We start from the raw sequence: 26,309 nt of genomic DNA, 5'->3' as shown, positions 1-26,309 counted from the left end.
TTAGCCGTAAAAAGCCCGGAAATGAGCGCTTTTTCAAGCCACTGGCGCAAGAAAAGCCTGGTCGGCGGGTGGAAAGCTTGACAGGGCAGCGGGCGCGAGTATGTCTGGGCAGGAAATTAAGCATAATTCGGACTGGAGTATAGGGTATGAGCCGGGCGTTTGTTTTCCCTGGTCAGGGATCGCAGGCCGTGGGGATGGGCAAGGATCTGGCTGAGGCCTTTCCTGTCGCCAGAGAGGTCTTCGAGGAGGTTGATGACGCCCTCGGGCAGCATCTGGCGAAGCTCATGTTCGAGGGCCCGATCGAAGAGCTGACCCTGACGGAGAACGCCCAGCCGGCGCTCATGGCCGTTAGTCTGGCGGTTGTTCGGGTCCTGGAAGCCGAAGCGGGCATCGATCTTGCCGACAAGGCGGCCTTTGTTGCCGGTCACTCCCTTGGAGAGTATTCGGCTCTCGCGGCTGCGGGTACCTTTACGCTTTCCGACGCGGCCCGCCTGCTGAAACTGCGCGGCCAGGCCATGCAGCGCGCCGTTCCGGTGGGTGAGGGCGCTATGGCGGCGGTCCTGGGGCTCGATCTGGACGTCGTCCGCGAAGTGGCCGAGGAAGCCGCGCAGGGCGAAGTCTGCGCGCCCGCCAACGACAACGCGCCCGGACAGGTGGTGGTCAGCGGCCACGCCGCCGCCGTGGAGCGCGCGATCGAACTTGCCAAGGAGCGCGGTGCAAAGCGTTCTCTGCTGCTGCCGGTCAGCGCGCCTTTCCATTGCAGTCTGATGGCGCCCGCGGCCGAGGAGATGAAGGAGGCTCTGGACAAGGTCAGCCTGCAAGCACCAAAGATGTCCCTGGTCGCCAACGTCACTGCGAGCTCGGTCAATGACCCGGAAGCCATCCGCCGTTTGCTGGTTGAGCAGGTCACCGGTGCCGTGCGCTGGCGTGAATCGGTCCTTTATCTCAAAGGACAGGGCGTTGCCACGCTCGTTGAACTGGGGGCCGGAAAGGTGTTGGCGGGCCTGACCCGCCGAGTCGACCGGGAAATGAACGGGCAGGCCGTTGGCACCCCGGCGGACATCGAGGCAATTCTAAAGGACTTGTAGGAGAAGCCGGCGCAATGGATTTGGCGGCCTTAAGCTGCTAACACACACGCCGATAGTGCTTCCCCCTCACCAACTGGCCATTTCTGGTGGCTCGAAATTTAAGTGATCGGAGTAAGACCTATGTTTTATTTAACCGGCAAGGCGGCCCTTGTCACCGGCGCGTCGGGCGGCATTGGCGGTGCCATTGCCAAGGCTCTGCATGAGAGGGGCGCGAGTGTTGGTCTGAGCGGGACGCGCGCCGAGGCCCTGGAAGCTCTGGCTTCGGAGCTCGGGGAACGGACAGCCGTTTTGCCCTGTAACCTCTCCGACCGGGATGCGGTTGCGGCTTTGCCCGGGCAAGCCGAGGCAGCACTGGGCAGCCTGGATATCCTGGTTAACAACGCGGGCCTGACCCGGGATAATCTGGCAATGCGGCTCAAGGACGACGACTGGGACCAGGTCGTTGAGGTTAACCTGACGTCCAGCTTCAGGCTGGCCAAGGCCTGCCTGCGTGGAATGATGAAACGCCGCTGGGGCCGGATTGTCGGCATTACCTCGATCGTCGGGGTCACCGGAAATCCGGGACAAACGAACTATGCCGCGTCAAAGGCGGGCATGATCGGGATGTCAAAATCCCTGGCCCAGGAGATCGCCTCGCGCGGGATCACCGTGAATTGTGTCGCGCCGGGCTTTATCAAAACGGCCATGACCGACGCGCTGGATGAAAAGCAGCACGAACTTCTCCTGAGCGGAATTCCAGCGGGCCGTCTTGGCCTGCCGGAAGATATCGCCGCGTCGGTGGTATATCTCTCGAGCGAGGAAGCGGCCTACATGACCGGCCAGACCTTGCATGTAAACGGCGGAATGGCCATGATATGACGGAGTTTTGGGGGCGTTTCGGATATTCTGGTCCGTGACCGTTGGCAAACCCGGAAAAACTATGATAAGAGGCGGCGCTCTGCTGCACCGCAGGAGACAAATCGACCGGAATCGGTCTCCGCTTCCCGCCACGAAGCGCTAGCGAAATCTGAGGGCTAAGGTTTATGAGCAACGATACTGCAGAACGTGTAAAAAAGATTGTCGTCGAACACCTGGGTGTTGATGAGGCAAAAGTTTCCGACACCGCGAGTTTTATCGACGATCTTGGGGCTGACAGTCTCGATACCGTCGAACTCGTTATGGCTTTCGAGGAAGAGTTCGGGTGTGAAATCCCGGATGACGCTGCGGAGAAGATCGTTACCGTGAAGGATGCGATTGACTTCATTCAGGACAATGCCTGAAGTTTCGGATTGGCCGGTGCCGGGCTTTCCCCGGTGCCGCTTCCGGAAAACGCAGTTTCCTGTAATTATTGATTGTAAATTATGAGACGAGTCGTCGTCACGGGTCTCGGACTTGTTACCCCGCTTGGATCAGGCGTTCCCTACGTTTGGGACCGCCTGTTGAATGGTAACTCAGGCATTCGGGCCGTCACAGAGTTCGATGTTTCGGATATTCCATCACGAATCGCAGGCGCGGTCAGTGGCGGAGATACTAACGAAGGTCACTTTAACGCCGACGATTACATGGCGCCGAAGGACCAGCGGAAAGTTGACCGTTTCATCGTGTACGGAATGGCAGCTGCCCAGCAGGCGGTCGAAGATGCCGGATGGACGCCGGAGGACGAGGAGAGCCTCCTGCGCACCGGCGTCATGATCGGTTCGGGCATTGGCGGTCTTCAAACCATTGCGGACGGCGCCGTGACCCTGAAAGAACGGGGCGCCAGAAGGTTGTCTCCGTTTTTTATTCCCGCCGCGCTGATCAATTTGATCTCCGGGCAGGTTTCAATCCGCTATGGCTTTCGCGGTCCGAACCACTCGGCCGTTACCGCCTGTTCGACCGGTGCGCATGCGATCGGTGATGCTGCCCGGCTGATTATGCTCGGCGACGCCGATGTCATGGTCGCTGGTGGGGCAGAGGCAGCCGTATGCCGTCTCGGCATGGCCGGATTTGCCGCGTCACGCGCCCTCTCCACGGGCTTTAACGATACGCCCGAGCGGGCTTCGCGGCCCTGGGATGTCGATCGGGATGGCTTTGTGATTGGCGAAGGCTCCGGTGTCGTAGTGCTCGAAGACCGTGAGCATGCCCAAAAGCGTGGCGCCAAGATCTATGCCGAAGTCGTTGGTTACGGTCTCTCCGGTGACGCCCATCACATCACAGCGCCGCCGCCGGATGGCAATGGCGGCTTCCGGGCCATGAGCGCGGCGCTCGCACGTGCCAACCTTAAGCCCGGCGATATCGACTACATCAACGCTCATGGGACTTCGACTCCTCTGGGGGACGAGATTGAGCTGGGCGCGGTCAAGCGCTTGTTCGGGGATGATATCGGTGGCTTGAGCATGTCCTCGACCAAATCCGCGATCGGGCATCTGCTTGGCGCTGCCGGCGCAGTGGAGTCTATTTTCTGCATCCTGGCGCTTCGGGATCAGGTCGTTCCACCGACCTTGAACCTCGATAAACCATCCGAGGGATGCGAGGGGGTCGACCTTGTGCCGCACGAGGCAAAGAAGCGGGAAGTGAAATACGCGCTTTCCAACTCCTTTGGCTTCGGGGGTACGAATGCGAGCCTGGTGCTCGCCGCGAATAACTAGAAGTTATGAGCTGGAAACGGTTTGGCGGCCTGGTCGCGATCACCGTTGTCATCCTGATTATAGCATCCAGTGTTGTCTGGTTTGAGGGCCGGGACCGCTTTGAGCGGCCCGGCCCTTTGCCTGAGCAGTCGATCGTTTTCATTCCGGCAGGCAGCGGCCTCGCTGGGATTGCCCAGTTGCTCGAAGACGAAAACGTCGTTGAAGACCAGCGCCTTTTTCAGATCGGCGTCCGGGTTCTCGGCCAGGCACGCTCGCTCAAAGCCGGCGAATACGCCTTTCCGGCCGCGGTCTCCATGCGTGGCGCCGCGGAGATCCTCGCCAGTGGCGAAGTCGTGGTGCGCCGGCTGACGATCGTTGAAGGGATCACGAGCCACGAAGCCGTTGCCCTGATCGAGGCTGCGGAGGGCTTGGAAGGAAGCTTGGAGGATGTGCCGCCTGAGGGTTCCTTGCTGCCGGAGACCTATCACTACCGGCGTGGCGACAGCCGCCAGTCCGTTCTCGAGCGGATGAAGGCGTCCCGGGATAAGGTTCTGTCGGAGCTGTGGGAGTCGAGGGCCGAAGGGCTGCCGATCAAAACACCCGAAGAAGCCGTTATTCTCGCATCTATTGTAGAGAAGGAGACCGGTGTCGCCGACGAACGCGCCCTTGTTGCTGGCGTTTTCGTCAATCGCCTGAACAAGGGTATGAGGTTGCAATCCGATCCCACGGTCACCTATGGCATTACCCTTGGTGTCCGTCCGCTGGGGCGAGAGTTGAGCCGTCGGGATTTACGACAGCCCTCCGCATACAATACCTATGTTATCAATGGGCTGCCGCCAGCGCCGATCGCCAACGCTGGACGTGCGGCCCTTGCCGCGGTTCTGAATCCGGAAGCGACCGGCTATCTGTACTTTGTCGCCGACGGCACAGGCGGCCACGCCTTTGCCAAGACTCTAAAACAACACAATAGAAACGTTGCCAAGTGGCGCAGATTTAAGAGATCGGGCGGCCAATAGGCGTTCCCGACAGTCGGAATTTCGATAAATCCGTTTTTTCTTGCCTGCAAGCATGGGTGGTCGTTAACCATAATGTAACTCAGGTTGCTGTAGTGTTAGTGTTGAAACGATTCTACTGGTGATAAACATGACTCAGCGGCATAGAGTGTTTTTATATCTACTCCGCTATCCCAAAAGCATACTCTTTGCGTACGTTGTTCTGGCTGCAGCCATTCTTGCGTCTGTGCTCATTCAGGGAAGCCGCCACATCCGCTCGGAAGTCGCGGTTGCCATGGCTTCGACCTACGCGGATTCAATTACCACCTTCCGGGAGTATTACTCTTCCGTTGTCGTAACGCGGGCGAACCAGTCGGGTGTGATGGCCTCGCACCGCTATTTGGAAGAAACCGATTCGATCCCGAATCCCGCAACCCTGGCTATCGAGCTTGGGCGGGAGTTGTCGTCTCGCCGGCTTGAGACCGGTTTCCGCTTTTACAGCGACTATCCCTTTGTAACCCGCGAGGACGGCGGCCCGAGAGATGAATTCGAACGCACGGCTTTGGAGGCTCTGAGCAAGGGAGGCGAGGGCAGCTACACGCAGCTGACCACGATTGATCAGAAAGATGTGTTGCGGCACGCGGTTCCGGTGACGATGACCGAGAGCTGTGTCGCCTGTCACAACAGTCATGAGGATAGCCCCAAAACCGATTGGCAGGTCGGCGATATCCGCGGGGTCCAGAGTGTCGCTCTCTTTTTGCCCCCGATCGACCCATTCGGGAATTCAGGATACTACCTGATGCTGCTGGGCTCCGTCGGCGCGATTCTCTGCGTGCTGGGGTTCCTTTATCTCAAGGTTCAGCGCTTTGTGCGGGATGAGCAAAGGCTCGCCGACCGTCAGGAAGCGGAAAAGCATATTCTTGCAAAGGAGAAGCAGGCCGCCGAAGAGGCCAATGCCTCAAAAACCGTCTTTCTCTCCAACGTCAGCCATGAACTCCGCACACCACTCAATGCCATCATTGGCTTTTCCGAGATGATCAAGACCCAGGCGCTGGGGACGATCGATAAACCGCGCTACATCGAATATGCCTCGGATATTCACCAGAGCGGTCAGCATCTGCTGGCTTTGATCAACGATCTGCTGGATATGAACAGGATTGAGGCCGGAGAGTTTGAGCTGCACAAACAGGATCTCGATGTCGATAAGCTGACCGTGGAGTGTTGCGACCTGATCCGGGGTGAAGCGGAAAAAGCGGGTGTTGCGCTCAAGAGAGAGGTCGATCCGAATCTGCCGCCGATAGAAAGCGACCCTCGCGTCATCAAACAGATCATCCTGAACATGCTATCCAACGCAGTGAAGTTTACACCGGCCGATGGCTTGGTCACGCTCCGGATTTCCTGCGATGAATCCAACCAACTGGTCATCGAGGTCAAGGATACCGGCATCGGGATCGCACGCGAGGACCTCGAGAAGATTATGAAGCCTTTCGGCCAAATCCGAAACGGCCTCTCTTCCAAGTACCGGGGGTCGGGCCTGGGCCTGCCCTTGATCGCTGAGTTCACCAAGCTTCTCGGCGGCGATTTTCAGCTTCAGTCAGAGCCGGGGCTGGGGACCGAGGTCAAGATCTCGCTCGCCTCCAGTGCTGTCGCAAACTGAAAGCCATAAACGCCGGTCAGTTTTTTTGTGGCAGACGGCGCAGAATCGGATCAATCAGCACTGAGGGCAGCAACGCCAGAGTCCAGACCACCGCATAAAGCCTAAGGGGGAAGGCGATGCGCGGACGGTTCTTTGATAAGCCGCGCTGGATAATCCGCGCCGCGCGGTCTGCATCCATCAGAAACGGCATCGGGAACTCGTTGACCGCCGTCATCCGGCTGCGGACGAACCCGGGACAGATCACCGATACGCCGATCCCCTGCGCAAAGAGTTCGCCGCGCAGGCTCTCTCCCCAAAGGCGCACGGCCGCCTTACTTGCGCAGTAGGCCGGTGCGCCTGGAAAACCGCGGAATCCGGCAAGTGAGGACATGATGGCGACCTGCCCGCTGCGGCGGTTTTTCATCTGCTCGACGGCGGGCAGGATGGTGTTGAAAACACCGTCGACATTGACTGCCATGATCCGTTTTGTCTGCTCCGCGGTTTCGCCCGCCCGCCCGGTGCCGGCCGAGACGCCGGCGTTGGCGATCACCAGATCGAGCGGTGCTGTCGCGTCGACTTCACGGGTCCAGGCACTCAACTCGTCGCGGTCCTGGACATCTACGAGGCAGGTGGTGACGTCAGCACCGGCCTGGCGGCATGCGCTTGCAACAGCTTCCAGGCGCTCAGAGTCACGCCCGGTGAGCGCCAGATGCACACCTGATGCTGCATACTGGCGCGCGAGCGCTTCACCGATTCCGCTGGAAGCGCCGGTGATCAGGATCGATTTAGGGTTTTGCATGTTCGCCTTGGAGCGTTGAGTGTTTGAGCTTCTCGGGATCTGAGCTTCGCATTATCGGGGATTCGCGGTGTCGGGGCAGATGTTGTTGTCGGGCAGCGCCGCGTATATAAAGGCTGCGCATTGAAATCATATTCGTATCGGGGCGTGTCGAGTGTCGGGAAATACAGGTGTTCTGTCCAGCATGACGGGGTTTGCCCGTGCAGACGGCGGCGACGGCTCTGCGTCCTGGTCGTGGGAAATCAAGAGCGTGAACGGCCGCAATCTGGATCTCCGCTGCAGATTGCCGAATGGATACGAGGATCTCGATCCGGTCGTCCGCTCGACCATGTCGGAGGCTTTCGCCAGAGGAAACTTTCAGTTGAACCTGTCTTTGGACATGGGCAAGCAAAACACGAGTTTCCAAATTAACCGCGAGGTTCTCGACCAGATCAGGGACGTGATCGCGGAGCTGGAGACCGAGGTGCCGAGTGCGCCCGCGCGGCTTGATGGTTTGCTCGGCTTACGCGGGGTGATCGAGGCCGTCGAGGACGAGGAAACCGAGGAGCAGATTCAGTCGCGCAAAGAGGCCATGAAAGCCGATCTCTCTTCAGCCATCGCCAGGTTACGCGAGGCACGCCAGGAAGAGGGACAGCGTCTGGATTCAGTTGTGCGTGCGATGCTGGAGCGCATTTCGGATCTGATTTCAAGCGCGGCGGATCTCGCGGCTGTGCAGCCCGATGCACTCAGGGCACGACTGCGTGAACAGGTCGCGGCCTTGCTGGAAGCATCGCCCGCGCTGCCTGAAGAGCGTCTCGCGCAGGAGGCGGCTCTGCTGATCACCAAAGCTGATATCCGCGAGGAATTGGATCGTTTGCGCTCACATGTTGAAGCGGCGCAGGAACTCCTGAAGCAGGCGGGGCCCTGTGGCCGTCGGCTCGACTTCCTCTGTCAGGAGTTCAACCGTGAGGCCAACACGCTATGTTCAAAATCCTCAGACGTGGAACTGACCCGGATCGGGTTGGAGCTCAAGGCAACGATCGAGCAGTTCCGCGAGCAGATACAGAATCTGGAATAGCTCTATGGTTCGGGCCACAATGAAACATGGCGACATTCAGCGCCGCGGACTGATGCTCGTTTTCTCCTCGCCATCGGGGGCGGGAAAGACAACGATCTCGCGCAAGCTTCTTGATAAAGACGACAATCTCGAACTCTCCATCTCTGCGACCACACGGCCACGCCGTCCGGGTGAAGTGAATGGCAAGGACTACTTTTTCGTTTCTTCCGAGCAGTTCGAGGCCATGGTCGCGCGCGGAGAGATGCTCGAGCATGCTCAGGTCTTCGATCACCGCTATGGAACGCCCCGTGAGCCGGTCGAGAAGGCTTTGCAGGCGGGCCGCGATGTTCTTTTCGATATCGACTGGCAGGGCACGCAACAGGTTGCGGATAAGGCCCCGAGGGATCTGGTCCGGGTGTTTGTCCTGCCGCCCTCGGTAAAGGAGCTGGAGCGCCGTCTCTATGCCCGCGCCCGGGATCCGGAAGATGTCGTGCGCAGCCGGATGGCCAAAGCGGCTGACGAGCTCAGTCACTGGGCCGAGTACGATTACATCATCGTAAATCATGACATCGATCAGAGCCTGGCGGATGTGCAGTCGATTCTGCACGCCGAGCGCCTCCGGCGTGAGCGGCGTGTCGGGCTTCGCGATTTCGTGGAAACGCTCCGCGCGCCTTAGCCGAAACCGGTCAAGCCTGCTCCAACGCTAATGTCCGGGGTTTGTTTTTCCTTCATCAACCGCGCGCGCGAGGGCGCAAAACTCCTCGACTGTGAGCTCCTCGGCCCGCTTCGTCTCATCGATAGCACAGCCCGCCAGAAGACCTGTCACGTCCTGTGACGTGCTTTTCAGGCTTTGTCTCAGCATCTTGCGGCGTTGACCGAAAGCGGCTGCAGTTATCCGTTCCAGCGTCGGCATCTGTGCCGGAGAGAGAGGTTCTGACCTTGGTTTCAGGCTGGCGATGGTCGAAATCACTTTCGGTGGTGGTGTGAAAGCCTGTTTCGGCACATCAAAGAGCAAACGGATTTCACAAAGCCACTGGGCCAGGATCGACAGGCGCCCGTAGTCTTTACTGCGCGGAACGGCCGCCAGCCTCTCCGCCACTTCCTTCTGAAACATCAGTGTCAGGCGTGTGATGGCCGAGGCATCTCTATCGATGAGCGTCAGCCATTGAATGAGCAGGGCTGTCGAGACGTTGTAGGGAAGATTGGCGACGATCTGGCGGGGGCCGTCGCCAAGCCGGCTGATGTCGATTTCCAGAGCATCCGCCTCAATCAGCTCAAGCCGACCGGGGTAGGCGGCGGCAACTTCCCGCAAGGCCTCGAGGCATCGGCTATCCTTCTCAATCGCAATGACCTTCCGCGCACCTTCCTGCAGGAGCCCGCGCGTCAGTCCTCCCGGACCCGGCCCAATCTCAATGACGGTGCCCTGGTCCAAAGGTGCCGCCGCGCGGGCGATCCTGCGTGTCAGATTGATATCAAGCAGGAAGTGTTGCCCGAGGGCTTTGCGGGCGCCCAGCCCGTATTTGGCGATGGTTTCGCGCAAGGGCGGCAGCTCTGTTCGCGCTGGGGGCCTGTCGGATGGCGGCGGCATTGCCGTGGTGTCCTATAAGCTCGAAGTCGACCGGCTTGCAACCATGGCGCCTGCCATCTGCAATGCGGCGATCATGCTGTCTGGCCGGGCCTCTCCGCTTCCCGCAATTCCCAGTGCCGTGCCGTGGTCGGGCGATGTCCGGACAAAGGGAAGGCCAAGGGTCACGTTGACACCCCGGTCAAAGTCGATGGTCTTCAGGGGGATGAGTGCCTGGTCGTGGTACATGCAGAGAACCGCGTCATAGCGCCTGCGCGCGTCGGCGTGGAACAGCGTGTCGGCGGGCAGGGGGCCGGTGATATCTATGCCCTCTTGGGCAAGGCGCTCGACAGCGGGTTGGATGATCTCGATTTCCTCACGTCCCATTGCGCCGTCCTCGCCGGCGTGCGGATTGAGGCCTGCGACGGCGAGCCTGGGAGTCGCGATCCCAAAGTCGCATACAAGAGCCTCTGCCGTCGTGCGGCCCGCATGCAGGATAGCGTCTTCGCTCAAGCTGACAATCGCGTCCTTGAGGGCCAGATGGATTGTAACCGGTATGACCTTCAGGCCCGGACAGGCAAGCATCATGACCGCCGGTTTGTCCGAGCCCGCTAACTGGGCGAGGTACTCCGTATGACCCGGGTGCGCGAAACCGGCCGCGTAGAGGTTCTTTTTATGAATGGGATTGGTGACGAGTCCGGACGCCTCGCCGGTTTGTATCAAGTCTACCGCGCGTTTGATGCTCGAGAGAACGGCCGGGGCATTTGCCGGATCCAGGTGACCTGCTTTTACGTCCCTTGGCAGGGTAAGGGGAAGCACCGGCAAGGCGGTGTTGAAACACCCGTGTGCTTCATCCGGTGCGGAAATCTCCCGGACCACGACCGGAAGCTCCAGTCTGTCCGCGATTGATTGTAAGCGTGCCGGGGCGTCGATTGCGAAAAAGGGGTGTAGGTCGTTTGCGGACGCAGCCTGCCAGGCTTTGAGGAGGATTTCTCCTCCGATTCCCGCCGGTTCCCCCATTGTGACGGCGAGCGGTCCAGAGCCAGTCCCAGACCCCATAGTGTCCCGGGTCCCGACATCTGCGCTCATATACGAATATCCACGTTGGCTGCTCGCCGCAGGTCCTGAAGATAGCGTTGCGCCAGCACATCCAGCCGCTGGTTGGTCAGGGTCCTCACGATCCGTGAGCGATCGACACTCGAGTCGTTGCCACTGCGGCTGCAAACCATCAGGACCGAGATGCCGCCCGATACCTCTACCGGCTGGCTTGGTTCGCCGGTTGCCAGATCACTTACGGCAGTTCTCAAAGCCGGGGGAAGATCAGTCGTCTTGACTGCTCCAAGGTCACCTGAACCGGGGCTGCCAATGGCCGTTGCAACCTCGTCGGTGGCTTCGCAGCTGATCATTTGCGCTCTCGCTCCCGCCGCACGGGCACGTGCGCCCTCAATTTGTTCCGCCGTCGGTGAGGCCGGCAGCGCGAAGAGAACCTGCTTCAGGTTGAGCGTCTCCTCCTGGCCACTCTGCCTTTGTTCAAGGTAATTCAGAAGATAAAAGCCGGAGGTCGTCTGGATCGGACCGACGACGCTGTTGGGTGTCGCGGCTGCCAGAGCCTCGTCGAGTTCCGGTTGGAGTTCGCCTTGGGCAACCCAGCCAAGATCACCGCCGAGAGAAGCGCTTGCGGCTTGGGAAAACTGCCGTGCGAGAGTCCCGAAATTTGCCCCTTCGCGCAAACGCGTGATCAGGCGGTTCGCATTTTCCCGGACTTCCGCTTCGCGTTGGGCGTTTTCGACCGTCAGGAAGATCTCGCCGACCCGGCGCTGTACAGCGCCGGTGTCAGTTGCAACCCGGTCGACAACCTCCTGTATTTCCTCGTCCGAAATATTGACCGAGGGACGAAGGCGACGGGAAACCACGATTGACCAGGCGATCTGTGCGCGGATCTGATCGGAAATCGTTGTTGCGAGAACACCTTGCCGACGGAGAAAGCTTACGAACTGGTCGCGGCTCATCTTGTTCTGGTTTGCCAGATCGGCCAGCGCCGCCTCGACCTGCCGGTCGTCTACTACGATTTCCAGCCGTTCGGCTTCCTGCAGTTGAAGACGCTCATCCACCAGGCGGCGGAGGACCTGCGGGATCAGGCGGCGCCGGACCTCCGGCCCATCCTGTTGACGCGTTGCGAGCAGGGTCAGTCGCGCCCGTTGTGTCAGGTCGAGGACCGAGATGACCTCATCGTTTACAACCGCTGCGGGGCGCAGCATGTCTTGCGCCGAGGCCGGTGTGACCAGAGCCAATGTGATCCAAAGAGCAAGTGTGAGTGCGTGTCTCGGTCGGAAAAACGTCATTATGTCGGTGCCGCTGTGAGCCATATTAAATCGATATACATTATAAGCTCAGCTAACTACAGCTTCCAGCGGTCTCGAAAGAGTCACTTTCTGGTTTGGCTTCGGCTTACATTCGGTTCAGTTGGTAGAAAACTCACCTAAGTGTTTGAAAACAAAGCGCACCGCAAAGGTGTCCTCAGGCTCGAGATCGCGATCGGTGAAGAAAGTTCGCTCAACTATGCCTTCGATCAGAAAGCACTCATCCTGATAGGTCAGGCCGACCCGTGTTTCCAGCGAACTCTTCTCCTCCAGATCGCGGCGGTGCGACGCAAAGGCCGACCAGTATTCGCTGAGTTGCGAGTTGACGCGGACCGTGAGTTCTTCGCGGTCATCGAACTCGTCAACTTCGTTCGTATCGCCCAGGAAGAGATAGTTGACACCAAAGTTCAAGAGCCGTGGACCGACACTGAGATCAATCTCGTTCCGACGGGCTTCAAAATCCTCGTCATCGACTCTGAAGCGGTACAGGAGGTCGATTTCGTCAATTGGGCTTATCCGGACGCGCCCGACAAAGTCGGAGAAATGATCCGACAGACCGGAGTCTTCGCTGAAATCATCGTTTTCTTTCAGCGCGTAACTCTGTCCAATGAAGGCTTCGCTGGAGCCGGAGCCAGAGCCCTGGAAAAGGTTCCACTTGAAACCATAGTTTACTCGGCTTCCGGAATCGACACGATCAAGTCCGGCAAAGCGGTTCAGGCTGAAGAGGTTTGTGTCGTCAAACTCGAAGTCGCGGCTGTCTTCGTTTGGAATTTCACCAGGGTTGGAGCCGTTTGGTCCGGCAATAACCTGTACAATGGGCTCGATGACCTGGCTGAAGCTCTCATTGTTCTGGATCCAGGGATAGCGCCATTCTGCGGCCAGCTGCGGGAAGACGCGGCCCGTGAAGCCGTCGAAGGTCGAGCCGTCCGGATTGACAGCGTCACTGTCGGGGTCGACGCCATCGACCCAGTAGGCGTCGGCCTGCACCTGCGCCGTGATTTTGTAGCTGTCACCCAAGGGTGAGGTGAAGGGAAGATCCCAGCCACCGATGATCGATGCGCGCCGGCTGTCACGACCTTCGGGGCGCGTCAGTGCCAGCAGGTTGGCGTCAAGCCGTGCGACGCTGTCCGCGACCAGGGGTTCGCTGATGAAGTTATAGTCGGCCAAGGGCAGGATGATGGGCGATTCATCGCTTTTGTCGCTCTCTCGAAGCCCCTGGAAAGCGAAGCTGTTGACCGCGGCGTAGTTGCGGCCCCTGAAACCCTCAACAAAGGCGCGACTGGTCAGGGTCCGTTCAGATCCGAAATCGTATACCCGCTGGTAGGTGTCGTCGCTGCTGCGTCTCGCATCGAAGCCCCAGCGCCAGGTTTCGTCGATGTCAAAACGGCCTTCAGCGTCAATGTGTCCGCGAAATCTGTTTCCCTCGACCTCGTTGTTGCTGTCCTCCCGGTCCGCGATTGTCGCGCTGCCACTGATGTCGAGCGTCCCATTGGTAAAGAGGTGCCGGTATTCGCCAGCGGCAACTGGTCCTTGTTCCGATGTGATGATCGGCGCAAAGGTCAGGTCCTGATTCGGGGCGATGTTCCAGAAATAAGGAACCTGGGCGCTGAAGCCGAGGGTATCGGAGTTGCTGAAAGCCGGGGCGAGAAAGCCGCTTTTCTTTTTGACCGTCGGATCCGGGTGCGAGAGATATGGGGTGTAAGCCACGGGTATGCCGAAGATTTCCATCCTGGCGTCGTAATAGCGTATTTCCTTCTCGGCCTGATCATGGACGACTCTGTTCGCCTTGAGCTGCCAGAGCGGTGCTTTGTCCGGGTCTTCCTTGCACAGATTACAGGGACTGAAAATGGCTTTGTTGAGAACCGTCCGGTTGCCGCCGCTTCGTTGACCCTGTGCAGCGGCCAGGCGGCTGCGGTCGGAGAGAAGAACGCGAATGTCGCGAATGAAACCCTCACTCAGGTCTTTGGTCAGTTCGATATATTCGGCGAAGACAACGTCGCCGGTCGGTTCCAGCAGAGCGACATTGCCCGTAGCCGAAACCACGTTCGTATTCATGTTGTAGGAAACCGCGTCGGCCTTGACGACCCTGTCGCCTTGCGAAATCTCGACGTTGCCCGAGGCCGTCACGATGTTCAGTTTTTCGTCGAACGTGACCTGATCTGCGCTGATCAGTGCCGGTGTGTCGCTGTCGAGCTCATCGACGGAGAATTGCGCGGCAGCCGGCTGCACTAAGGCCGCAAAAATGACCGTCAGCGCTACCGTTAGGTAACCCCTGAAACTGTTCCCCCGAACAATCACTATCCTAGCCATCCTCCAGGTGTAGGAGTGCCGCGACACCCAGCATCATACTGACCCCTGACGGCAGCCAGGCCGCCAATATGACAGGAATTTTGCCTGACAGTCCGAGTGTAAACACGAAATTGGAGACGAAGTAGAATAGAAACCCGGTCATGACACCGCCCAGGAGAACGAGACCGACGCGGCCCCGCCGCTGAGGCCGGAGTGAAAAACTCGCGGCCAGCAGGATCATGGCGATCAACAGGAACGGGGTTGCCAAAAGCCGGTGGAACTGGAGCTGATGTCGGACGGCCGAGAAACCTGCTTCCTTCATCAAGGCGATGAAACTCGGAAGGCTCCAGAAGGAAATCGTCTGCGGATCTGCCAGGCTTTCCTGGATTTTCTCGATGGTCAGATCTGTGCTGAGATCCGTGCTTTCGAAGAACTCCGCCGGTACACCCGGAGCGGTCTTCCAGGCTTCAAAAAGGATCCAGCGTCCGTCCCGTAATTCCGCGGTTTTTGCGTCAATCCGCCCGATGAAGCGATCGTCCTCTTCGTACTTGAAAACGATCACGTTGTTCAGAACCATCGTGTCCGGCGTGACCGATACAGCGTGGATGACCGACTGTCCGTTTTCTCCGGGTTGCCCTTTTTCTCCGGGCTGGCGCAGCCAGAGGCCGGTTTTGGAGATCGAGAAGGTCGAGCTGGATTTGCCCTTGAAGGTGCTCTCAAGCGCTTCGTAGCGACCCAGCAGGATCGAAGCGACAGGGTTGAGCAATGACGTGGTTACCGCGCCCAGCAGTAAGCCTGCGATCAGCACGGGCAGCAGGAATTGCCACACCGAGACACCCGCCGAGCGCGTTACCACCAACTCGTGAGATCTGGTGAGGCGCCAGAAGGTGGTCAGGGCCGCGAAGAGGGCCGTAAACGGCATGACCTCCTGCGTCAGATACGGCAGTTTCATGAAGGCGAGCTGCAGCATGGTTGCCAGGTCGGCGCCTTTGCCCGACACCCGGTCGATGACATCGACCACGGTGATCAGAAGGATCACGGTTGCCAGACCGAAAAAGAACATCAGGAAGAGGCTGAGATATTGCCGCCCGATGTACCACAGAAGCGTCGGTGAAAGCCGCAGGTTTCGCGGCGAAGGAGTCGCTGTAGCTATCATGCGCCGGCCATGGCTTGTTCACCTGGCGGCGAGACCGCTTTGCGCCGGCTGTCCCGGAGCACGAATATAAGGGCCACGGCGATTGCGCTAAGTGGCGTGGCGTACATCGCCGGGATGACGGAGAGCGAGGCTTTTGCGTAATCATTCAAGGTCAGCAAAGTGATCTGGAGCAAGGCCACGCAAAGGATCGCCGCCACGACGCGTTTCACCTGGCCGCGGCGCGAGAACTCCCCGGAAAGCAACGAGGCAAGCGCCACCAGGACAAAGGCAATCGTATAGAGCGGATAGGCCATGCGTTGATGGGCTTCCGCGATGTGCGTGCGTTGGGTGCGCGCCGGTAGTCGGGGGTCGGGGTTTAAGAGCTGAATAATTGTTTGCTCGCGCCGGCTCAGATCCCGCCCCTTGGAGGCTGTTTCGAATTGGCTCAGATTAAAGGAGTACTTGTCAAAGTAGAGCATCTGCAAACGGCCGTTCTTGATGTCAACCACCTGCCGGTTGCCGTTTTGCAACACGATATGAGGGCCTTCGTCGCTGCGCTGGAGCGTCCCAGTCTCGGCCATCATGGTGACCGGATTATCGAGATCCCGGTTGTCGTGGGCCAGAATGCCTTTCAGAGCACCGTTCAGGCTGCGTTCACGCACGAAAATCGTGATGCCGTCGGTCAGTGTATTGAAAACGCCTTCCTGCAGGATTGCTGCGGAATACTCGTTGCTCAGCTGATACTTCAGGTCCCGGAATTCACGGTGAGAGACGGGCAGCAGGTAGACCGATATCAGATAACCGACCGCCGTGATGACGGCCGCCAGGATGATTGCAGGCCGCGCCAGGTCCGACTGAGAGAAGCCTGCCGAGCGCATCACGATCAGCTCGCGGTCCGCGGTCAGCTTGTAGTACACGAAGAGTGTCGCGCAAAAGGCGGCAATCGGCAGAACGATACTGAGAAAGGAAGGCAGGAGGAGCGCCACAAAATAGAGAAACGTCGTCGCCTGGAGGCCGCGATTGACGATGTAGTCAAGCAGCCGCAGTGACTGCATAAGCCATATGGCACAGGTCAACGCCAATGTGACGGAAAGGGTGGCGGCGGTCAGCTGCCCCAGTATGTGACGCGTGAGGGTATGCATTTACTCTTCGATCAGCCCGATGCAGCTAGAGAGATAGCCGGAACTGACTCCTGACGTCCAGACCTTTTGCCAGATCTTTTATTGATAATGGAAGCCTTTAGCGGATCAGACTTAACTCGAGAGTCCGCCGCCCGCTGCTTCCAGGGTTCATCTGGGGCCCTCTCAGGGCCTTGCGGGCAGCATTTGGCGTCACAAACTCATCATTGACAGGGAAATGAGTGACCGATATCGCATTAATGAGTTAATTTGTCGCTGGTCATCACAAATCCGTTTCCCACCTTCCACAGCAACAGTCCGAGAACCCCATCATGAAAATTTCCTTCGCTGCGCCGGCCCTCCCGAAAAGTGCCGCAATCGTTACGGGTGTTATGAAAGGTGGCAAGCTATCTCCGACCGCCGCCCAGCTCGACAAATCCACCGGCGGCGCCGTCTCCAAGGCCATAAAGGCAAATGCCTACAGCGGCAAAAAGGGTGAAATGCTTGAGGTTCTGGCACCTGCCAACATCGCAAACAGCCGGATACTGCTCGCAGGCCTGGGTGATCCGGCTGAAATGACGGACCGGGACCTGGAGAACCTGGGGGGCTCGATTTACAAGCACCTGGTGTCGGTTGGCGAGAAGGAAGCTGCGGTGATCATCGATTCAGTGGCCGGCGGCGCGCTTGATCCGACGGAACGGGCCGCGCACAGCGCTTACGGCGCACTGCTGCGCTCTTACCGCTTCGATAAGTACAAAACCAAAGAAAAGCCCGAGAAGAAGCCGAAGCTCTCCAAACTCACCTATATGGTCGAGTCTGCGCCCAAGGCCCGGAAGATCTTCGGGACCCTGAGCAAGATCGCCGACGGTGTTTTCATGACGCGCGATCTGGTGTCCGAGCCTGCCAACATTCTCTATCCCAAGACTCTGGCTCAGCAGGCAAAGGAACTGACGTCCCTGGGCGTAAAGGTGCAGGTGCTTGGTGAAAAAGAAATGACCAAGCTTGGCATGGGCGCCTTGCTTGGGGTCGGGCAGGGCTCTGAGCGCGAGTCTCAGTTGCTGGTCATGCGCTGGGATGGCGCCCCCAAGGCCAAGGACAAGCGCCCCGTCGCCTTTGTCGGCAAAGGCGTCACCTTCGATACCGGCGGTATTTCGATCAAGCCCGCCGCCGGCATGGAAGATATGAAATGGGACATGGGCGGTTCCGGCGTCGTGGTCGGCCTCATGAAGGCCCTGGCGGGCCGCAAGGCCAAGACCAACGTGGTCGCGGTCTGCGGACTGGTGGAGAATATGCCGTCCGGCAATGCACAACGTCCCGGCGACATCGTGACCTCCATGTCCGGCCAGACCATTGAAGTCTTGAACACCGATGCCGAGGGGCGTCTGGTTCTCGCCGATGCCCTCTGGTACACCCAGGAGAAGTTCAAGCCACGGATGGTGATCGATCTCGCCACGCTCACCGGCGCCATCATTATCGCGTTGGGCAACAGCCACGCAGGTGTCTTCTCGAATGACGACGATCTGGCCGAATCTCTCGGAAAAGCCGGGAAGTCGGTTGGCGAGAATGTCTGGCGGATGCCGCTGAGCGAGGACTACGACAAGCTGATCGACTGTGATGCGGCGGACATGAAGAATATCGGTGGCCGGGGCGCGGGTTCGATCACCGCGGCGCAGTTCCTGCAGCGCTTCATCCAGAAGGATGTGCCCTGGGCGCATATCGACATCGCGGGTGTGACCTGGTCGTCCAAGGACGCACCGACGGTCCCACGGGGCGCCACGGCCTTCGGCGTACGGCTTCTCGACCGTTTGGTCGCGGATCACTACGAGGGCTGACAGGAAGGCTGAACGCGGGCGCCATGACCGAGGTTCGTTTCTATCATATGACGCGCAGCACGCTTGAAGCCGCGCTGCCGCAGATGCTGGAGAAGACCCTCGAGCGTGGCCAGAAGGCCGTCGTGATGGCCGGTTCAGACGCCAGAGTCGAGGCCCTGAACGGCCATCTCTGGAGCTACCATGACCGGTCTTTCCTGCCCCATGGTTCCAAGAAGGATGGATATCCCGAGCGTCAGCCGGTTTGGCTGACGATCGAGGATGAACGTCCCAACCAGGCCGAAGTTCTTTTTCTGACCGATGGGGCGACCTCGGAACAACTGGAAGATTTTCAGCTTTGTGCGGTTTTGTTTGACGGCAAGGCGCAGGAAGCAGTGCAGGCGGCGCGGGCGCAGTGGACCGGCTATAAAGACGCCGGACATAACGTGACCTACTGGCAGCAAGATGAAGAAGGCCGCTGGAGTCAGAAGGCCTAGCGCGTCGACCTTAGGCTTCGAGCCACTTCATCGCCGGTAGCTCCAGACGCCGGTCCGGACCACCATCGGATCTCGTGACTGTCAGCACCAGCCTGGGTTCCGAGCCAGCATTTTCCTTGCCAAGTTCGAGGATCTCCATATTCACCAGAGCCTGTAGATCGTCACTGAGCGGAACGCCGTCTGCGAGCGTGAGTTCCAGCTTTGCGATTTCGCTGAGACCGCCGGTAAGCTGGCGATTGCCGGCCCGGCCGTCCTGCCATTGGTCGGGACGGGCATTGCCGGGGGACATGAAAAGGAGCGGTTGCGCGGAATCGTCACTCGAACATGCAACAGGGATCGACATTCCGGCCGGAAGATAGGGCGGTTTGTAGTCCCAGGTCGGGAAAGGCGCAGCCGGAGCACCGCGCAGGGCAATGCCAAAGGGGTTCGCGCCGTTCTCGCGCCAGTCCGCGCGCTCAGACAGACCGGTTCGAGCCACGACTGGAGAGACTATGGCCGCCCTGTCGGTCACCCAGAGCAGCTCCAGGAAGGCGTTGTCGAAGCAATAGCAGACATTCGTTGTGCCCTGGCCAGGGTGATCCCGGCGGTAGCTTTCACGCAAGCCAAGGCGTTCCAGAGCTTCAGCTTCAGGTGCACCCGGCTCCACAAACATGAAAACATGGCAGAGTTCGGGAGCGGACACCTGTGCTTTCAGCCCTCTTCCAAAGCGCTCTGCGCTTCCATCCAGACCTGTTCCGCGTCGGCGATCGCCTTTGAAATCTGCCCGAACCTAATCTGCATGGCTTCAAGATCCGCCGTCGACGTATCGTAGAACTTCGGATCGGCCAGTTTGACCTCGAGATCCTTTTTCTGACGCTCGAGCCGCTCGACCTTCTGTTCCGCCGACTTGACCTTCTTGCGCAGGTCGGAGGCTGCGGCGCGCGCATCGGCGGCAGCCTTGCGCTTGTCCTTCTTACTCAGATTCTGTTGCTTGGCCGGGCTGGAGCCGTTCCCGCTTGATTCGCGTTCGCGCCGGTCGCTCCGGGCTTTGGCGCGTTCGTCCCGGCGCTGATCCAGAAGCAGTTGCCGGTAGCTCTCCATATCGCCGTCGTAGCTCTGAACGCCACCCTCCGCCACCAGCCAGAGCCGGTCCGCGGAGAGCTCGATCAGATGCGGGTCATGGGAGACCAGGATCACTGCTCCGTCGAAGCCGTTGATGGCCTGGATCAGGGCCTGCCGGGCATCCACGTCCAGATGGTTGGTCGGTTCGTCGAGCAGCAGCACGTGGGGCTTGTCGCGGGTCATCAGGGCGAAGAGCAGGCGGGCTTTCTCGCCACCCGAGAGCTTTCCGACCTTGGTTGTGGCGTGCTCCTGACCGAAGCCGAAACGGCCGAGATGGCTGCGCAGCTTGGTTTCCGTCTCCATGGGCAGAGCTCGGGCCATGTGCTCCAGCGGGGTCCCGTTCAGATCCAGTTCGTCGGCCTGGTCCTGGGAAAAGTAACCGACCTTGAGCTTAGAGGACTTCACCAGCCGCCCGGTCATTGGTTTAAGACGGGTTGCCAAGAGTTTGATAAAAGTCGATTTTCCGTTGCCGTTAGCCCCCAGCAGGGCGATCCGGTCGTCCATATCGATCCGCAGGTTGAGATTGGTCAGAACTGGCGTGTCCTGGCTGTAGCCGACTGCGGCGTCTTCCAGATTGATCAGGGGCGGCGAAAGCTGTACCGGGGTCGGGAAATCAAAGGTCGTGGTGCGCTCCTCGATCGCACTGGCGATGGGTTCCATCCTGGCCAGGGCCTTGAGGCGCGATTGGGCCTGACGGGCCTTACTCGCCTTGGCCCGGAAACGTTCGACGAAGCTCTCGATATGACGGCGTTCGGCGATCTGTTTGGTGCGCATGGCCGCCTGGCGTTCCTGGTTTTCTCGCCGGGTGCGCTCGAAGCGATCGTAGTTTCCGTTGTAGATATTCAGTTTAAGCTGTTCTAAATGCAGCGTTCTTTGTGCGATGTTATTCAAGAGATTCCGGTCGTGGGAAACCAGCAGCAGTGTGCCCGGATAGCCCTTGAGGTAGCCTTCCAGCCAGAGCGTGGCCTCCAGGTCCAAGTGGTTGGTCGGCTCGTCCAAAAGCAGTAGATCCGGTTCCGTGAACAGCAAGGCCGCCAGGGCAACGCGCATGCGCCAACCGCCGGAGAGCGAAGAACAGGGCTGCTGCTGGGCTTCTTCGCTGAAGCCAAGGCCGGCCAGAATCCGGGCGGCGCGCGCCGGTGCGGTTTCCGCCTTGATGGTAGCCAGGCGCTCATGAATCTCGGCGATACGTCCCGGATCCTCGGCGGTTTCTGCTTCGTGCAACAGCGATGCGCGCTCCACGTCCGCGGCCAAAACCGTGTCGATCAGGGAGGTCGAACCCGAGGGCGCGTCCTGGGCCACCGTGCCGACGCTGGCGCCTTTCGGAACCACGATATCGCCGCCATCGAGCGGCGTCGTCCCCATGATGAGGCGCAGCAAGGTGGATTTGCCGGAACCGTTGCGGCCGACGAAGCCGACCCGTTCGCCCTTGTGCACGACGGCGGTGGCCCGATCGAACAGCAGGCGGCCCTCAACCCGTTGGGTTATTTCTTTAATATGCAGCATGACAGGCGGGGTGATAGCACGGCGGGCAAAGGTGGCGAAAGACCCTCTGTATCCGAACCGCCGGCCCGCGCTGGCCGCCGATGCGTCCTGGCCTGGTTCCGGCGGCTTGGTCGCCGTGACGCAGTTATTGCAGTGGCATCTCTGTGAGGTTATAACGCGCGCGAAATTCAACGCCTATCCATACCTGGAGCTCGCCATTTGCGGGTTCAAGCAACCGAGGAGAGCCAAGAAGATGGCCATCGAGCGTACTTTTTCCATCATCAAGCCGGACGCCACCAAACGGAACCTGACCGGCAAGATCATCAGCAAGTTTGAAGACGCCGGCCTGCGTGTGGTCGCTTCAAAGCGCATTCACATGACTCAGGCTCAGGCCGAGGGTTTCTACGCCGTTCATAAAGAGCGCCCCTTCTACGGGGATCTTTGCAGCTATATGGTCTCCGGTCCGGTCGTGGTGCAGGTGCTTGAGGGCGAGGATGCCATTGCCAAGAACCGTGAAGTCATGGGCGCAACCAATCCGGCCGATGCGGCTCCCGGAACTATCCGTGCCGAATTCGCCGAATCCATCGAAGCAAACTCGGTGCATGGTTCGGACGCACCTGAGACGGCGGCTGAAGAGATCAAGTTTTTCTTTACCGACGACGAGATTGTCGGCTAGCGCAGTCAAAAGCGATATGCGCTGAGTTCATGCTCTAGACGTAAAAAAGGGTGGGACCGGTCACGGTTCCACCCTTTTTTATTCTTATTTACAGTCGTTTGCCGCTTTTCTTTAAAGCGTCACAATGGCCAGTAAAATCAGCAGGACGATGATGGCAGCGGTCGAGATCGTCGACACACGGACAAATCCGGCCCAGGCGCGTTGGTGTTCGGCAAGCATTTCGTCATCATTCATGGAACGGATTCCCCTCGCTAAGGCTCTATCGCCGCTGGAATAATATGCCGGAACTTACCCGGCGCTTTTTCGCAGCGCAAGTCCCAGAAAACGTTGGTAGGCCCATCAAGCTAGCTGGCCGGGCTTAAGAAAATCTGTGAGTTGGCCGCGGCCGGGCCTTGGATTCTCGCGATGTCCCCTTCAACCTGAACCCGGCCTTCCGCGACGAGTTTGAGGCAGAGGGGATAGAGTTGATGTTCCGCGGTGAGAACGCGGGCGGCTAGCCCGTCTTCGTCATCGCCGTCCAGGACTGGAACGGCAGCCTGCCCGATGATCGGCCCGACATCGACTTCCTCGCGCACGTAATGGACCGTGCAGCCGTGCAGTTTGACCCCGGTGTCCAGCGCCCGTTGATGGGTGTCCAAGCCCGGAAACGCTGGTAGTAGCGAGGGATGGATGTTGATCAGCCGGTTATGCCAATGGGCCAGGTAATCGGCGGTGACAATCCGCATGAAGCCGGCATGACAGACAAGTTCGACGCCCGCTTGCTCCATCGCAGCTGTCAGCGCACGCTCGAAGCTCTGCCGGTCACCGAAGCCACGGTGATTGATGGTTTCCGTCGCGACACCGGCCCGCTCAGCGCGGCGCAGGCCTTCCACATCCGGATTGTTGGAGATCACCAGAACGATTTCCGCTGGGAAATCGGGCCGGGCACAGGCGTCGAGCAGGGCCTGCAGGTTGCTCCCGCGACCGGAGATCACCACGCCCACTTTCAGCCGATCCGTCATTTCCGGGCCTGATCGCTGGCCGCATGAACCTTCGCGCTTGGCCAGGCATCGGTGAGATCATGGAAAACGACGGCTGGCCCGTTGTCGGCTTTCTCGACCACCTGGCCGATCCGAAACACCGTTTCCCCGGCGGCTTCGAGGCACTCTGTGACGCCTTCCGCCCTCTCGGCTTCGCAGACGACCGCCATGCCGATGCCGCAGTTGAAGGTCCGGACCATTTCCTCCGGGACGATGCCGCCGAGCTCGGCGAGCCACGGAAAGACATCCGGCATCTGCCAAGGCAGGCCTTCGATTTCGATTGCCAGATGGTCCGGTAAGACCCGTGGCAGGTTCTCAATGAAGCCGCCGCCGGTGACATGAGCCAGCGCCGTCACGCCGCCGCCGCGGACCGCGTCCAGGCAACCGCGCACATAGATTCGGGTGGGTTCCAGAAGAGCCTCGCCAAGGCTTTGGCCTGATGAGAAGGGGCAGGGGGCCGCGTAATCGAGCCCGTTGTCCGCGATCACCTTGCGCACCAGCGAGAAACCGTTGGAGTGCAGGCCGCTCGATGCCAGGCCCAGGACGACATCGCCTTCGGAGACCCTGTCTTCGCTCAGCACCTGCTCCCGTTCCACCGCGCCGACCGCAAAGCCGGCAAGGTCATAATCGCCGCCTTCGTACATTCCCGGCATTTCTGCGGTTTCGCCGCCGATAAGGGCGCAATTGGCCTGTTTGCAGCCCTCGGCGATGCCGGCGATGATCTCCCGTCCGGTTTCCACGTCGAGCTTACCGGTCGCGTAGTAATCCAGGAAAAGCAGAGGTTCTGCGCCCTGGACCACGAGATCGTTCACACACATGGCGACCAGGTCGATTCCCACCCGGCTGTGCTGGCCGGCGGCGATGGCGATCATGAGTTTCGTACCGACGCCGTCATTGCAGGCGACCAACAAGGGGTCCTTAAAACCGGCTGCTTTCAGGTCGAACAACGCACCGAAGCCGCCGAGGCCCGCGTTTGAACCAGGGCGCGAGGTCGACTTTGCCAGCGGTTTGATGGCTTCAACCAAGGCATTCCCGGCATCGATGTCCACCCCAGCAGCCTTGTAACTTTGCTGTGTCGTGTTGCGCAGCGGGGTGTCCTGCTTCGATCCGCTTGTTATGGTGTCCTCCGGCGTCTTCGCGTAGTAATGTTGGGCGACGTGGGGCAAAAGGCCTTGTATCGTCGATTGCGACGCGAAAATACTTTATCCGGGACGGTTTGCAATGCGGTTTCGCCGCTTTACTAAAAGCACAAGCAGGTTTTTTTCGGCGCCGGTCCTGATGCTGGCCCTTCTTTGGGCTGCAGCTCCGCCGGAGACTGCCATGGCCGCCGAGGTCTTTACGGTCAGAAACGTGCCCGTCGACGCCACTGCGGCGGCGGCGGCCAGCGCCCGCGATGCGGCTCTGGAGAAGGGTTACGTCGATGCCTATGCGCTTCTGATGCAGCGACTGGTGCCAAATCAGGATCTGCCGAAGGTGCCGCAACTGACATCGAGCCAGATTGCCAATTACACGGTGGATTTCTCGGTTGCGCGCGAGCGGACGTCCACTGTCCGTTATCTTGCCGACATTACCTACCGGTTCCGGCCTGATGAGGTCCGGCGCCTGCTCCGGACCAACGGGATTGGCTTTGCCGAGACCAAAAGCAAGCCGGTCGTGGTTCTGCCGCTTCAGGAAACCGGCGACACCGCCGTCCTCTGGGAAGACGGCAACGATTGGCGGGATGTCTGGTCGCGCCGGGATGTGAGCGACGGCCTTGTTCCGCTGATCGTTCCGCTTGGGGACCTCAGCGATATCCTCTCGATCTCGGCGGAAGAAGTTGCGGCCGGCGATCTGCAAAAGCTTTCGGGTCTGGCCCAGCGCTATGGCGCCGGTTCGGTCCTGATCAGCCGCGCCGCTTTGCGTGGAGACGTTGAGGGTGGAACGGCAGAACTCGAACTCAATACTACCCGCTTCGATACGGATGGGACGTCCCAGCCTTTTCTTGCCGAGACCTATCGCCAGGAGACCGGCGAAACCCTGGAAGCCTTTATGTTACGCGCCTCTGATGCGCTCGAGGCTCTGATCCAGGAAAGCTGGAAGGCCAGTAACGTCATTCAGTTCGGCGTGCAGAGCGTAATCGAAGTCGACGTGCCCCTGACCGGGCTCGGTGACTGGGTCAAAATCCAGCAACGCCTGAGGAATGTGCCAGCGGTTGTCAGCAGCCAGGTTAAGGCGATTTCGAAACAGCAGGTTGATATGTCCATCACCTACGCGGGCGATGAAAAGCAACTGAGTCTTGCATTACGGCAAAATGATCTCACATTATCCTTGAACGAAGTTCTTGTGTGGGAGTTGCGTTTGATCGGTGCGGACAACCCGGTAACTGGCGGTTCTACAATGCCTTCCTCGCCAACCGCGCTGCAAAACGACGCTTCTCAGCTGCAAGGAGAACGACTGGTCCCCGGTTCGAGTGCTCCGATAAATCCCGATACGGGTGTTCAACCTGAAGGGGTTCCGTCAACAGGAGGCACGTCCGGCGCGATCAGCCCGCAACCTGTGGAATGAGCAACCGCCCTGTATGTCCTGGCTTCCCAATATTATAACCGTCGCGCGGCTCTTTGCGGTGCCGGTCATTATTGGTCTCATTCTCTTTGAAGAGTACACCGCTGCGTTCTGGGTCTTTGCCATTGCGGGCCTGTCCGACGCGCTGGACGGCTATCTGGCGGTAAAGCTGAAGGCCGTGACGGAGCTTGGTGCCTACCTGGATCCGATTGCCGATAAAATTCTGGTGGTCGGCCTCTGTCTCACGCTCGGTTTTCTTGGCCAGATCCCGGGCTGGGTGGTGAGTTTCGTGGTTTTGCGGGACGTCCTGATCGTGAGCGGAGCCTTCCTGGTTCTTATGGTCACGGGAAGCCTGAAGATGGAACCCCTGACCGTCAGTAAGCTCAATACCCTGGCACAGATCGTGATGGTGGGCCTGGTCCTGGCGGCGCAGGGCTTCAGCCTGGACGGTCAGCTGGATCTGGCCTGTGACATCGCGATTTACACGGTTGCCGCAACCACCTTCGCCTCGGGTGCCGCCTATGTCTATCTCTGGAGCAGACGGGTTGTGATGATGCAGCGCAGGGCATAAACAGAAGCCCGT

Annotated in this window: 25 protein-coding genes; 13 read left to right on the top strand and 12 right to left on the bottom strand. The window is 59.5% G+C overall.

The window, feature by feature from the left end; translation table 11 throughout:
* Positions 1 to 146 precede the first annotated feature (146 nt).
* The 6 genes from fabD (at position 147) to FKG95_RS11000 (ending at position 6,322) form a co-directional block, all read left to right on the top strand.
* Entirely contained in the window at positions 147 to 1,088 is a 942-nt protein-coding gene (gene fabD / locus FKG95_RS11025; protein WP_142896396.1) for an ACP S-malonyltransferase, read from the top strand.
* Positions 1,089 to 1,208: 120 nt separating this feature from the next.
* Positions 1,209 to 1,946: a 3-oxoacyl-[acyl-carrier-protein] reductase gene (gene fabG, locus FKG95_RS11020; protein ID WP_142896395.1), complete on the top strand. Its 738-nt coding sequence runs from the start codon at positions 1,209 to 1,211 to the stop codon at positions 1,944 to 1,946.
* Positions 1,947 to 2,110: 164 nt separating this feature from the next.
* Entirely contained in the window at positions 2,111 to 2,347 is a 237-nt protein-coding gene (locus FKG95_RS11015; RefSeq protein WP_142896394.1) for an acyl carrier protein, read from the top strand.
* Between the two features lie 81 nt (positions 2,348 to 2,428).
* On the top strand, positions 2,429 to 3,694 hold the full coding sequence (gene fabF / locus FKG95_RS11010) for a beta-ketoacyl-ACP synthase II (protein ID WP_142896393.1): 1,266 nt from the start codon (positions 2,429 to 2,431) through the stop codon (positions 3,692 to 3,694).
* A gap of 5 nt (positions 3,695 to 3,699) precedes the next feature.
* A complete protein-coding gene (gene mltG, locus FKG95_RS11005) occupies positions 3,700 to 4,689 on the top strand; it encodes an endolytic transglycosylase MltG (RefSeq protein WP_142896392.1) in 990 nt (329 codons plus the stop codon).
* Between the two features lie 145 nt (positions 4,690 to 4,834).
* Positions 4,835 to 6,322 carry an ATP-binding protein gene (locus tag FKG95_RS11000; RefSeq protein WP_179954048.1) on the top strand — a complete coding sequence of 496 codons (1,488 nt, stop codon included), beginning with the start codon at positions 4,835 to 4,837 and terminating at the stop codon, positions 6,320 to 6,322.
* A 16-nt stretch (positions 6,323 to 6,338) separates the two neighbouring features.
* On the opposite strand, the gene FKG95_RS10995 is transcribed toward FKG95_RS11000, so the two are convergent.
* Positions 6,339 to 7,100 (bottom strand): SDR family NAD(P)-dependent oxidoreductase, encoded by a 762-nt coding sequence (locus FKG95_RS10995; protein ID WP_142896390.1) that lies wholly within the window; start codon positions 7,098 to 7,100, stop codon positions 6,339 to 6,341.
* Between the two features lie 151 nt (positions 7,101 to 7,251).
* On the opposite strand from FKG95_RS10995, the gene FKG95_RS10990 reads away from it, so the two are divergent.
* Together FKG95_RS10990 and gmk are read left to right on the top strand one after the other, a co-directional pair.
* The gene (locus FKG95_RS10990; protein WP_342779222.1) at positions 7,252 to 8,154 is read left to right on the top strand and encodes a YicC/YloC family endoribonuclease; all 903 of its coding nucleotides are present in this window, start codon (positions 7,252 to 7,254) and stop codon (positions 8,152 to 8,154) included.
* A gap of 4 nt (positions 8,155 to 8,158) precedes the next feature.
* Complete coding sequence (gene gmk / locus FKG95_RS10985) at positions 8,159 to 8,809, top strand: guanylate kinase (RefSeq protein ID WP_218940159.1); 651 nt, start codon at positions 8,159 to 8,161, stop codon at positions 8,807 to 8,809.
* A 27-nt stretch (positions 8,810 to 8,836) separates the two neighbouring features.
* Here the strand turns inward: gmk and rsmA are convergent, their stop codons facing one another.
* The 6 genes from rsmA to lptF all read right to left on the bottom strand — a co-directional run bounded on the left by rsmA (position 8,837) and on the right by lptF (position 16,623).
* On the bottom strand, positions 8,837 to 9,721 hold the full coding sequence (gene rsmA / locus FKG95_RS10980) for a 16S rRNA (adenine(1518)-N(6)/adenine(1519)-N(6))-dimethyltransferase RsmA (protein WP_142896389.1): 885 nt from the start codon (positions 9,719 to 9,721) through the stop codon (positions 8,837 to 8,839).
* 12 nt (positions 9,722 to 9,733) lie between these two features.
* Complete coding sequence (gene pdxA, locus FKG95_RS10975; protein ID WP_246116741.1) at positions 9,734 to 10,786, bottom strand: 4-hydroxythreonine-4-phosphate dehydrogenase PdxA; 1,053 nt, start codon at positions 10,784 to 10,786, stop codon at positions 9,734 to 9,736.
* Positions 10,783 to 12,039 carry a peptidylprolyl isomerase gene (locus FKG95_RS10970; RefSeq protein ID WP_179954047.1) on the bottom strand — a complete coding sequence of 419 codons (1,257 nt, stop codon included), beginning with the start codon at positions 12,037 to 12,039 and terminating at the stop codon, positions 10,783 to 10,785. Before FKG95_RS10970 ends, pdxA begins: the two co-directional genes overlap by 4 nt.
* A gap of 117 nt (positions 12,040 to 12,156) precedes the next feature.
* Entirely contained in the window at positions 12,157 to 14,286 is a 2,130-nt protein-coding gene (locus FKG95_RS10965; RefSeq protein WP_179954046.1) for an LPS-assembly protein LptD, read from the bottom strand.
* Between the two features lie 73 nt (positions 14,287 to 14,359).
* Positions 14,360 to 15,502 (bottom strand): LPS export ABC transporter permease LptG, encoded by a 1,143-nt coding sequence (gene lptG, locus FKG95_RS10960; RefSeq protein WP_142896386.1) that lies wholly within the window; start codon positions 15,500 to 15,502, stop codon positions 14,360 to 14,362.
* Complete coding sequence (lptF, locus tag FKG95_RS10955; RefSeq protein ID WP_142896385.1) at positions 15,499 to 16,623, bottom strand: LPS export ABC transporter permease LptF; 1,125 nt, start codon at positions 16,621 to 16,623, stop codon at positions 15,499 to 15,501. Before lptF ends, lptG begins: the two co-directional genes overlap by 4 nt.
* A gap of 308 nt (positions 16,624 to 16,931) precedes the next feature.
* Between lptF and FKG95_RS10950 the strand changes: the two genes are divergently transcribed.
* Together FKG95_RS10950 and FKG95_RS10945 are read left to right on the top strand one after the other, a co-directional pair.
* Positions 16,932 to 18,431, top strand: a complete 1,500-nt coding sequence (locus tag FKG95_RS10950) for a leucyl aminopeptidase (RefSeq protein ID WP_142896384.1) — start codon at positions 16,932 to 16,934, stop codon at positions 18,429 to 18,431.
* Positions 18,432 to 18,454: 23 nt separating this feature from the next.
* Complete coding sequence (locus FKG95_RS10945; RefSeq protein ID WP_142896383.1) at positions 18,455 to 18,904, top strand: DNA polymerase III subunit chi; 450 nt, start codon at positions 18,455 to 18,457, stop codon at positions 18,902 to 18,904.
* 10 nt (positions 18,905 to 18,914) lie between these two features.
* On the opposite strand, the gene FKG95_RS10940 is transcribed toward FKG95_RS10945, so the two are convergent.
* Together FKG95_RS10940 and FKG95_RS10935 are read right to left on the bottom strand one after the other, a co-directional pair.
* A complete protein-coding gene (locus FKG95_RS10940; RefSeq protein ID WP_142896382.1) occupies positions 18,915 to 19,586 on the bottom strand; it encodes a VOC family protein in 672 nt (223 codons plus the stop codon).
* 8 nt (positions 19,587 to 19,594) lie between these two features.
* Positions 19,595 to 21,511 (bottom strand): ABC-F family ATP-binding cassette domain-containing protein, encoded by a 1,917-nt coding sequence (locus tag FKG95_RS10935; RefSeq protein ID WP_142896381.1) that lies wholly within the window; start codon positions 21,509 to 21,511, stop codon positions 19,595 to 19,597.
* A 232-nt stretch (positions 21,512 to 21,743) separates the two neighbouring features.
* On the opposite strand from FKG95_RS10935, the gene ndk reads away from it, so the two are divergent.
* Positions 21,744 to 22,166 carry a nucleoside-diphosphate kinase gene (gene ndk, locus FKG95_RS10930; protein WP_142896678.1) on the top strand — a complete coding sequence of 141 codons (423 nt, stop codon included), beginning with the start codon at positions 21,744 to 21,746 and terminating at the stop codon, positions 22,164 to 22,166.
* A 111-nt stretch (positions 22,167 to 22,277) separates the two neighbouring features.
* Here ndk and FKG95_RS10925 read toward each other — a convergent pair whose 3' ends face one another.
* The 3 genes from FKG95_RS10925 to purM all read right to left on the bottom strand — a co-directional run bounded on the left by FKG95_RS10925 (position 22,278) and on the right by purM (position 24,303).
* A complete protein-coding gene (locus FKG95_RS10925; RefSeq protein WP_142896380.1) occupies positions 22,278 to 22,400 on the bottom strand; it encodes an aa3-type cytochrome c oxidase subunit IV in 123 nt (40 codons plus the stop codon).
* Positions 22,401 to 22,510: 110 nt separating this feature from the next.
* Complete coding sequence (purN, locus tag FKG95_RS10920) at positions 22,511 to 23,167, bottom strand: phosphoribosylglycinamide formyltransferase (RefSeq protein WP_142896379.1); 657 nt, start codon at positions 23,165 to 23,167, stop codon at positions 22,511 to 22,513.
* A complete protein-coding gene (gene purM / locus FKG95_RS10915; RefSeq protein WP_218940175.1) occupies positions 23,164 to 24,303 on the bottom strand; it encodes a phosphoribosylformylglycinamidine cyclo-ligase in 1,140 nt (379 codons plus the stop codon). The genes purN and purM overlap by 4 nt, the downstream gene beginning before the upstream one ends.
* A gap of 160 nt (positions 24,304 to 24,463) precedes the next feature.
* Between purM and FKG95_RS10910 the strand changes: the two genes are divergently transcribed.
* Both FKG95_RS10910 and FKG95_RS10905 read left to right on the top strand, forming a co-directional pair.
* Positions 24,464 to 25,729 (top strand): DUF2066 domain-containing protein, encoded by a 1,266-nt coding sequence (locus FKG95_RS10910; RefSeq protein ID WP_179954045.1) that lies wholly within the window; start codon positions 24,464 to 24,466, stop codon positions 25,727 to 25,729.
* 13 nt (positions 25,730 to 25,742) lie between these two features.
* Positions 25,743 to 26,297: a CDP-alcohol phosphatidyltransferase family protein gene (locus FKG95_RS10905; RefSeq protein ID WP_142896377.1), complete on the top strand. Its 555-nt coding sequence runs from the start codon at positions 25,743 to 25,745 to the stop codon at positions 26,295 to 26,297.
* Positions 26,298 to 26,309 lie beyond the last annotated feature (12 nt).

This window comes from Denitrobaculum tricleocarpae, from assembly GCF_007004665.1.
Classification (GTDB): domain Bacteria; phylum Pseudomonadota; class Alphaproteobacteria; order Kiloniellales; family Kiloniellaceae; genus Denitrobaculum; species Denitrobaculum tricleocarpae.
Note: the sequence above shows the minus strand (reverse complement) of the source record. Positions and strands in the feature narration are given on the sequence as shown.

Excerpts from the sequence above, each read along its gene's own strand:
- FKG95_RS10945 (WP_142896383.1), top strand. The coding sequence starts at position 18,455 with ATGACCGAGGTTCGTTTCTATCATATGACGCGCAGCACGCTTGAAGCC.
- pdxA (WP_246116741.1), bottom strand. The coding sequence starts at position 10,786 with ATGAGCGCAGATGTCGGGACCCGGGACACTATGGGGTCTGGGACTGGC.
- lptF (WP_142896385.1), bottom strand. The coding sequence starts at position 16,623 with ATGCATACCCTCACGCGTCACATACTGGGGCAGCTGACCGCCGCCACC.
- purN (WP_142896379.1), bottom strand. The coding sequence starts at position 23,167 with ATGACGGATCGGCTGAAAGTGGGCGTGGTGATCTCCGGTCGCGGGAGC.
- FKG95_RS10935 (WP_142896381.1), bottom strand. The coding sequence starts at position 21,511 with ATGCTGCATATTAAAGAAATAACCCAACGGGTTGAGGGCCGCCTGCTG.
- FKG95_RS10925 (WP_142896380.1), bottom strand. The coding sequence starts at position 22,400 with ATGAATGATGACGAAATGCTTGCCGAACACCAACGCGCCTGGGCCGGA.
- FKG95_RS10970 (WP_179954047.1), bottom strand. The coding sequence starts at position 12,039 with ATGACGTTTTTCCGACCGAGACACGCACTCACACTTGCTCTTTGGATC.
- ndk (WP_142896678.1), top strand. The coding sequence starts at position 21,744 with ATGGCCATCGAGCGTACTTTTTCCATCATCAAGCCGGACGCCACCAAA.
- FKG95_RS10905 (WP_142896377.1), top strand. The coding sequence starts at position 25,743 with ATGTCCTGGCTTCCCAATATTATAACCGTCGCGCGGCTCTTTGCGGTG.
- mltG (WP_142896392.1), top strand. The coding sequence starts at position 3,700 with ATGAGCTGGAAACGGTTTGGCGGCCTGGTCGCGATCACCGTTGTCATC.
- gmk (WP_218940159.1), top strand. The coding sequence starts at position 8,159 with ATGGTTCGGGCCACAATGAAACATGGCGACATTCAGCGCCGCGGACTG.
- fabF (WP_142896393.1), top strand. The coding sequence starts at position 2,429 with ATGAGACGAGTCGTCGTCACGGGTCTCGGACTTGTTACCCCGCTTGGA.
- fabD (WP_142896396.1), top strand. The coding sequence starts at position 147 with ATGAGCCGGGCGTTTGTTTTCCCTGGTCAGGGATCGCAGGCCGTGGGG.
- FKG95_RS10910 (WP_179954045.1), top strand. The coding sequence starts at position 24,464 with ATGCTGGCCCTTCTTTGGGCTGCAGCTCCGCCGGAGACTGCCATGGCC.
- lptG (WP_142896386.1), bottom strand. The coding sequence starts at position 15,502 with ATGATAGCTACAGCGACTCCTTCGCCGCGAAACCTGCGGCTTTCACCG.
- rsmA (WP_142896389.1), bottom strand. The coding sequence starts at position 9,721 with ATGCCGCCGCCATCCGACAGGCCCCCAGCGCGAACAGAGCTGCCGCCC.
- FKG95_RS10950 (WP_142896384.1), top strand. The coding sequence starts at position 16,932 with ATGAAAATTTCCTTCGCTGCGCCGGCCCTCCCGAAAAGTGCCGCAATC.
- FKG95_RS11015 (WP_142896394.1), top strand. The coding sequence starts at position 2,111 with ATGAGCAACGATACTGCAGAACGTGTAAAAAAGATTGTCGTCGAACAC.
- FKG95_RS10995 (WP_142896390.1), bottom strand. The coding sequence starts at position 7,100 with ATGCAAAACCCTAAATCGATCCTGATCACCGGCGCTTCCAGCGGAATC.
- fabG (WP_142896395.1), top strand. The coding sequence starts at position 1,209 with ATGTTTTATTTAACCGGCAAGGCGGCCCTTGTCACCGGCGCGTCGGGC.